Source organism: Deltaproteobacteria bacterium (assembly GCA_026129095.1).
Classification (GTDB): domain Bacteria; phylum JAGRBM01; class JAGRBM01; order JAGRBM01; family JAHCIT01; genus JAHCIT01.
The window spans coordinates 21,736-28,826 of sequence record JAHCIT010000018.1; the positions used below are offsets into that span (position 1 = coordinate 21,736).

Sequence of the window (7,091 nt, forward strand, 5' to 3'; positions counted from 1 at the left end):
CGGAACAGCCGGAGCCGGTTCAGAGCAGTTGCGTCGAGGCTCCGTCGATCAAGAGTGCGCCCTCGACAGCGACCCGGTCGCCATCACTGAGACCTTTCAGGATCCTCACCTTGCCGTTGTAAACTGGCCCCACTTCCACCGAGCGGGGGGAGAATTCGCCTGGGGCTGTCTCCACATACACCATCTGGCGTCCGCCATCCTTGATCAGCACTGCCGTTGCAGGCAGCAGGAACCCGGCAGCCGGCGCCGATTGTATCTCGGCCTTCACGTACATCCCTGAACGCACGGGAGCGTCTATCGTGTCGATGGAAATAAAGACGGGAACCCGGCGCGAGGCCGTCAGCACCGCTCCCCCCACCGCCGTCACCGTGCCGTGAATGACCGCACCCACCGACGTGACTTCGATTTTCGCCGGTGCGCCAGCCTGGACGTGCACCACATCCCTTTCGAACAGATCTACAACCACTCTCAGCCTGGCCGGATCTCCGACCTTCATTGCCGGTCCCCCGGCGGGGTCCACAAACGCCCCGACCATCACGTCGCGTGCCAGAACGGTCCCCCCGATAGCAGACCGGACCACCACTTCAGACCCTGAACCGGACCCAAGAAACGCCACAGCTTTCCCTGCCTGGGCAAAGGCCGATTCAGCCTCAACAAGACTGGTTTCGGCAGCGAGCCGCTCCATCTCGACCCCAATTCCCTGCTCCATCAGCCGCCGTTGCCGGGCTACCGATTCCCGCGCCACTGAAAGCCGGGCTTTCATCATGTTGTATTCGGCGCGAAACTGGGCGGCAGTGGGACTGTCCAGCGTGATCAGAGGCGCCCCCGGGCTTACTGTTTCTCCCACCTTGGCATGGAGGTGCGTGATACGGCCCGGCACAGGCACCGAAATATCGGCCACGGCACCTTCGGCGAAATCCACACGGCCCGGACCATGCACCGTATTGCGGACCTGGCTCGGTTCGATCTCAACCGTCCGGATATACCGGAGTGCAGCCCCGGCAACCCGCACCAGTGATGTTCCGGACCGGGCACTCTCTGACCGGATCTCTCCTGCCCCATCAGCATGTGCATTCCCATGTGATGGCTGACATCCGGCCCCTGTGACCAGGAGAACCCCCGCAACGGCTGTGTACAGACATTTATACTGTTTCATTTCCATGATCCTTGCATCCAGAAGAGAAGCACATGCCGGGCCAGCAACCCGGTCCTGCCGATTAAGATTGGTCAATGCGATTAAACTGACAGAACGATGAAGGTTTTCGGGGATTTTGCGCACGCAGGCATGCCGCACTTCAATAGATCAAAAACCTGCTGGCCCATACAAAACTGTCACTGGGTGTGGCATTTTTGAAATCTGCGACCGATGAAGATTTCCGCAAAGATCACGCTGGCCCTTACCGGAATCGGACTGATCCTGTTCAGCCTTTATGCTTACAATCTGGTTCGACAAGAAGAGCGGGATCTTCTCCAGGCTGTTTACCGGGAAACCAGCCTGCTCACCCACACTCTTCAGACCGCGACCGAGCACGCCCTGCGCGACCAGCAGCTATCGGACATCGAGGAATCCATCCAGCAGATCGAGGAAGTTGAACCGCTGGTAGACGTGTTCGTCTTTGATGCCCAGGGGCAGCTCCGCGCCATGTCCGCGGATGCCACCGAAGTCAGCACCTTTGCAAAGGATGTGCTGGCCGACGTCCAGAAAGAGAGCGACTACGTGGTCCGGCTCGACGATGACCGCTCACCCCATCTGCTGGCCGTTGGCGTCCCCCTGAAATCGGAAGCGGGCCGTTACCTGGGAGCAGTCATTGTCACCCGTCCCCTGACAGAGATGCGAAAGGATCTGTCCGTCACTCGCCGCGACATCATACTTTCCGTGATCATTTTCGTGATTCTGGCCTCAGGCTTCGGCCTCGTCATGGGCCGGGTCTATATCAAGCGCCCTCTCGATGAACTCATGTCTGCCATGCAGGGAGTCCAGTCGGGTGATCTGCAGTCATTTTATTCCGAACGCCGCCGCGACGAGATGCATGAGGTCGCTGTCGAGTTCAACCGGATGCTGGTCGAGCTCCAGAACGCACGGACGGAACTGCTTCAGGAGGTGGACAGGCGCCATGAACTCGAGCAGGGATTTGAGCGTGCAGACAAGCTGATCACGGTCGGCCAGCTGGCGGCCAGCCTCGCCCATGAGATCGGCTCACCCCTCCAGGTCATTGTCGGCCGTGCCCGGGCGATGCTCGACCGGGACTGTGATCCGGAACGGGTGCGGCACCATGCCTCGATCATCGCCCATCAGGGCGAGCGGATTACCCAGATCGTCAGCCAGCTCCTCTCACTGGCGAAACGCAGGCCTGTCCAGATGGCACACAGCGACTTGAGGCGGCCCGTCACCGCCATTTGTGACCTGCTGTCTCACGAAGCTGAACGAAACGGCATCCGCCTGGGCATGGAAGCCGCCAAAGACCTCCCTTCTATCCGGTGCGACGAAAGCCAGATCGAACAGGTGGTGCTCAATCTTGTCCGGAATGCCCTCAATGCGACTCCTCCGGGCGGAACGGTGAATATCTCCCTCACAGCGCAAGCGTCTACTGATGGAACCGGTCCTGACGGCCCCGCACTTTGCCTTGAGGTCAGGGATAGCGGATCGGGCATCGCACCCGCTGACCGGTCCCGCATTTTCGACGCGTTTTATACGACCCGGCCGGATACAGGTGGCGTGGGGCTCGGGCTCGCCGTGGTAAAATCCATTATCGAGGAGGCGGGTGGACGGATTACGGTTGCAAACAATAAGCCTGCAGGGATGATTTTCCGCGTATACTTCCCTGTTCCCCAGGAGGATGCAGCCTGACGTGAGCACTGTTACCCAGACCGTCGCCGCCGGAGCCCGCATCCTCGCCGTGGATGATGACCCGGGCGTGATTGATTACCTGGCGGAAATCCTCGGAGAGGATGGCTACCGGGTAACAGGGACCACGAGCCCGGAAGACGCGCTCAGGCGTATCCAGAAAGAGCCATTCGATCTGGTCCTCACCGATGTGGAGATGCCTGGCATGCGCGGGCCGGATCTGATGGCGGCCATTCACCGCCAGCAGCCCGGCCAGATCGTTCTGGTCATCACCGCGTTCGGGAGCATCGATCTGGCAGTCCAGTGCCTGCGTAACGGCGCCGCCGACTTCATCACCAAACCGTTCCGCCACGAAACACTCCGGCACGCCATCGAACGGGCCCTTCGCGAACGGCAGATGCGGCGCGAGCTGGTCCGCCTCCATACGTCCCTGGCCGAGCAGTCGGCCTCCGGGGAACTAGTGGCCCGCAGCGAGGCCATGCGGAAAGTGGCCTCACTCGCTCTCCGGGCAGCCCAGAGTCCGGCCAATGTCCTGCTTACCGGTGAAAGTGGCGCTGGCAAGGGCCTGCTTGCCCGGTATATCCATGACCGGAGCGCCCGCCTGAATGGTCCTTTTGTTCAGGTCAACTGTGCGGCCCTGCCCGGCACCCTCGCCGAAAGCGAACTGTTTGGTGCCCGGCGTGGGGCATTCACGGACGCCCAGCGCGACCGCTCCGGACTGTTCGAGCAGGCGATGGGCGGGACGCTCTTTCTGGACGAAATCGGCGAGATGCCGCTCGATATCCAGCCCAAGCTCCTGCAGGCGATCGAGACCCGGAAGATCCGGCCCATTGGCGCCGAGTCCGAGGTAGAGGCGGATGTACGGATCATTTGCGCCACGAACCAGCCCCTTGAAGTAGCTGTAAAGGCCCGGCAGTTCCGGCAGGATCTCTACTATCGCCTGAATGTTGTCCGCATTGATATCCCGCCGCTGCGTGACCGGCCGGAAGATATCCAGCCGCTCATCGACCGGTTCCTGCAGCAGGCCTGCCAGAGGGCAGGCCGCGCCCTGCTGGGAATATCCGTCGAGGCACTGCGCTGGATGCTGGGCAACCAGTGGCCCGGCAATGTGCGCGAACTGGCACATACGATCGAGCGTGCCGTCGTGCTTGCCGAGCACGACACGCTGTCGATCGAAGACGTACGGATCAATAAGGAACCCGATGCCGCGGGCGACTTTCTGGATAACGCCCAGGCTTGCGAACTCCCCCTCGCCGCCGTCGAGGATGAATATATCCGCCGGGTTCTCAGGCAGACGCAAGGCAATGTCGCCCATGCCGCCCGTATCCTGGGCATTGACCGGCGTACACTCTACCGCCGGGTGTCATCACCAAAGGCCGGTGAATGAGAGCGCAACCACCAGAACTATCTTCCAGTTTTCAACACGGTTTTTGCTGACTTGGCGGGCCGCCGGTGACGGCCTTCGAACCCTGTATCTGGATCATCAGGGTGAAATCAACGAAACCGACGCACTCATCAGAGAGTTTCTTGTGACCGCAGACGACGCAGCCTGATTTCTCATTTCAACAACTTAGCTGTCGCTTAAGCGTCAGACCCTTTACACAACAGTGTCCCTGAAAAGGACACAGTTGTGTCCGGGGGCTTCCGGCTTCGATAGAACTCCGGGGTCTAACGGGTGCAAAACTCAAAAAGCCCCCACCTAGTCCCTACTTTTCAGTTTATTCCCAATAGAAATAGATGGTTGGAAGGTGGGGGCTTGGATGAGGACCGGGTGGGGGTATGGAGAGGGCTTCGGTGGGGGTTTTCTCGCTGCTCGTGAAGTTATTTCAGGCCCGCCCGTCGGCTCATCCGAGAAAATCCCAGCCAGTTCAATGCGTTGTGGCTCATCCGGGCAACTGAGGTTTCGCCGGTGGTGGGTGGTGGTACCTGATCATCACCCCTACTCCCAGGCGGCTTCGGCGCCAGAATAGATCCGGGTTCGCCTCCGGTGTAACTGCTCGCCTCTTATGGACTTACCCAGACGCCGCCGCTGGTCCGTCACCAGTCAATATGGTCCTCGGCTGCGGCAAGTTTTCGGTGATACCTGCCGTCTGCGGCGGCCCGTCACCGGAGAGATTTCTAACCGCCATGGCTCGTCGATGGAGTTTATAGGCTGACTGCTTCGGCTGAAGTGCGGTATGCCATTGCCATTGGCTCCTTCTCGTTTTCGAGGAGCCGCTCACCTTGGAATCTCTGACTTAATAACCGGTCCAGTCGGGGGAAGGTCAGGCGGCATATGAGACGGCACGGCAGCCGCCATGAGATGGTGAATGGGTTGTCGCGTTTCCGGGTTATTGGGACCGACTTTAGAGTCGGTTCCTAATTGATAGACCAGGGCCAGTTGCATTGGACGGGTCAGGCCATTTTCTGCGGAAGCCCGTCTTTACCGACACACATCCTGTTACGGGCAGAAGCGATGCTCCCGCAGTCTAAATCAACAACGGATAGCCCAAAGAATTTTCGAAATAGTTGAAGGCATTGTGTTGCTCGGTTATAAAAACCGTTCTGGCGTAGATGGTGAATGGGCGGTTGGAGGGGATCTGTGCCGACAATTCTCGATAATATCGACAAGAAGCTCCTCCCAAACCTGAACGATTGGCTGAAATCCGCAAAGCGAGCGGATTTTTGTGTGGGTTACTTTAACCTGCGCGGTTGGAGGGGGATCGCGTCACCGTTCGATGCGTGGACCGGCGCGGATGAAAACCGTTGCCGGTTACTGATCGGGATGCACGTCAGCGCCGCTGCGGAAATTGACGACATCATTGGCGATGGCATGTCGAAGAAAAGCCTGCTCGGCCTGGAGGAGTTGAAAGAACTCCGCAGGGAAATGGCGAAGAGCTTACGGGAGCAGCTTTCCTACGGTTCATTTAGCAACGTCGATGAAGCAGGACTCCGGCAGCTCTACCGGCAACTCAAGAATAAGCAGGTCTCGGTAAAACTTTACCCTCACCGGCTGCACGCGAAGCTATACCTTCTCCATTACGATCACTCCGTAAAGCCGTTCCATGCCGTCGTCGGCAGTAGCAACCTCACGCGATCCGGGCTTGAGAAACAGGGTGAGCTAAACGTTACGGTTGAAGAAAACGTCGCATGTGCTGAACTGCTCCAGTGGTTCAATGATCGATGGAACGATCCGAAATGCTTTGATGTCTCGGAAGAGCTGATTCAGGCAATCGAGGATAGCTGGGCGAGTGAAGAGATCATCCCCCCTTACTTCATTTACCTAAAAATGGCCTACCACCTGTCGGAGCTGGCGCGCGAGGGCGTCCGGACGTTTTCATTGCCACAGGAATTCCGTGGGGTCCTCCTGCCGTTTCAGGAGAAAGCCGTTCAGATAGCCGCCTATCATGTCAACGAATACGGCGGGGTGATGATCGGTGATGTGGTCGGCCTCGGCAAAACGATGGTCGCGTCGGCCCTCGCGAAGGTCTTCCAGGAAGATCAGCGGTCGAGGATTCTGATTGTCTGTCCGAAAAACCTGAAGAAAATGTGGGAGGAATACGCAGAGCATTTCAAGATCGCAGCGCGAGTGCTCTCCCAGAGCGAAATTCTGACACAACTGGATGGCATCAATCACTCATACGATCTCGTTATCATCGACGAAAGCCACAATCTGAGAAACCGCGAAGGCAAGCGGTTTAAAAGGCTTCAGCAATATATTCACGAGAACGAGAGCCAGTGCGTTCTGCTGACCGCGACGCCGTACAACAAGGAATACCGGGATCTTTCCAGTCAGCTCGGTCTGTTCATGAACGAGACGGATGATCTTGGTATCCGGCCGGAGCGGGCGATACGGCAGATCGGCGGCGATAAGGCATTTGTCGCCAGGCACTCGTGCCATCCCACGACCCTGAAGGCGTTCGACAAGAGCGAGTATTCCGAAGACTGGCGCAACCTCATGCGGCTGTTTCTGATCCGCCGTACCCGGGGATTCGTAAAAGAGCATTACGCCAAAACCGATCCTAAGAACGGCAGGAAGTATCTGGAGCTGGGTGACGGCACGCGATCGTATTTCCCGGACCGGCTGCCAAAAACGCAGAAGTTCGAGATCAACGACCAGTACGCCCAGCTCTATTCGGAAAAAGTCGTCGACATCATCAATAAGCTGGAACTCCCTCGGTACGGACTCGGCGCCTATGTGAAGGAAGGAAGCCATAAGGCCAGCAAGGCAGAGGAAGGGCTACTTGATGACCTTTCCCGCGCGGGG

At 58.6% G+C, this 7,091-nt stretch carries 4 protein-coding genes; 3 read left to right on the forward strand and 1 reads right to left on the reverse strand.

Translation table 11 applies throughout. The annotated features are described in order from the left end of the window. Positions 1 to 19 precede the first annotated feature (19 nt). The gene (locus KIT79_15770) at positions 20 to 1,156 is read right to left on the reverse strand and encodes an efflux RND transporter periplasmic adaptor subunit (GenBank protein ID MCW5830764.1); all 1,137 of its coding nucleotides are present in this window, start codon (positions 1,154 to 1,156) and stop codon (positions 20 to 22) included. A gap of 210 nt (positions 1,157 to 1,366) precedes the next feature. Here KIT79_15770 and KIT79_15775 point away from each other — a divergent pair, with 210 nt between their 5' ends. The 3 genes from KIT79_15775 to KIT79_15785 form a co-directional block, all read left to right on the forward strand. Further along, positions 1,367 to 2,848, forward strand: coding sequence for a HAMP domain-containing histidine kinase (locus KIT79_15775; GenBank protein ID MCW5830765.1), 1,482 nt, complete (start codon positions 1,367 to 1,369; stop codon positions 2,846 to 2,848). Next, positions 2,838 to 4,232: a sigma-54-dependent Fis family transcriptional regulator gene (locus tag KIT79_15780; protein MCW5830766.1), complete on the forward strand. Its 1,395-nt coding sequence runs from the start codon at positions 2,838 to 2,840 to the stop codon at positions 4,230 to 4,232. The genes KIT79_15775 and KIT79_15780 overlap by 11 nt, the downstream gene beginning before the upstream one ends. Before the next feature lie 1,194 nt (positions 4,233 to 5,426). After that, positions 5,427 to 7,091 (forward strand): NgoFVII family restriction endonuclease (locus KIT79_15785; protein MCW5830767.1); only part of this gene is annotated, 1,665 nt, incomplete at its 3' end.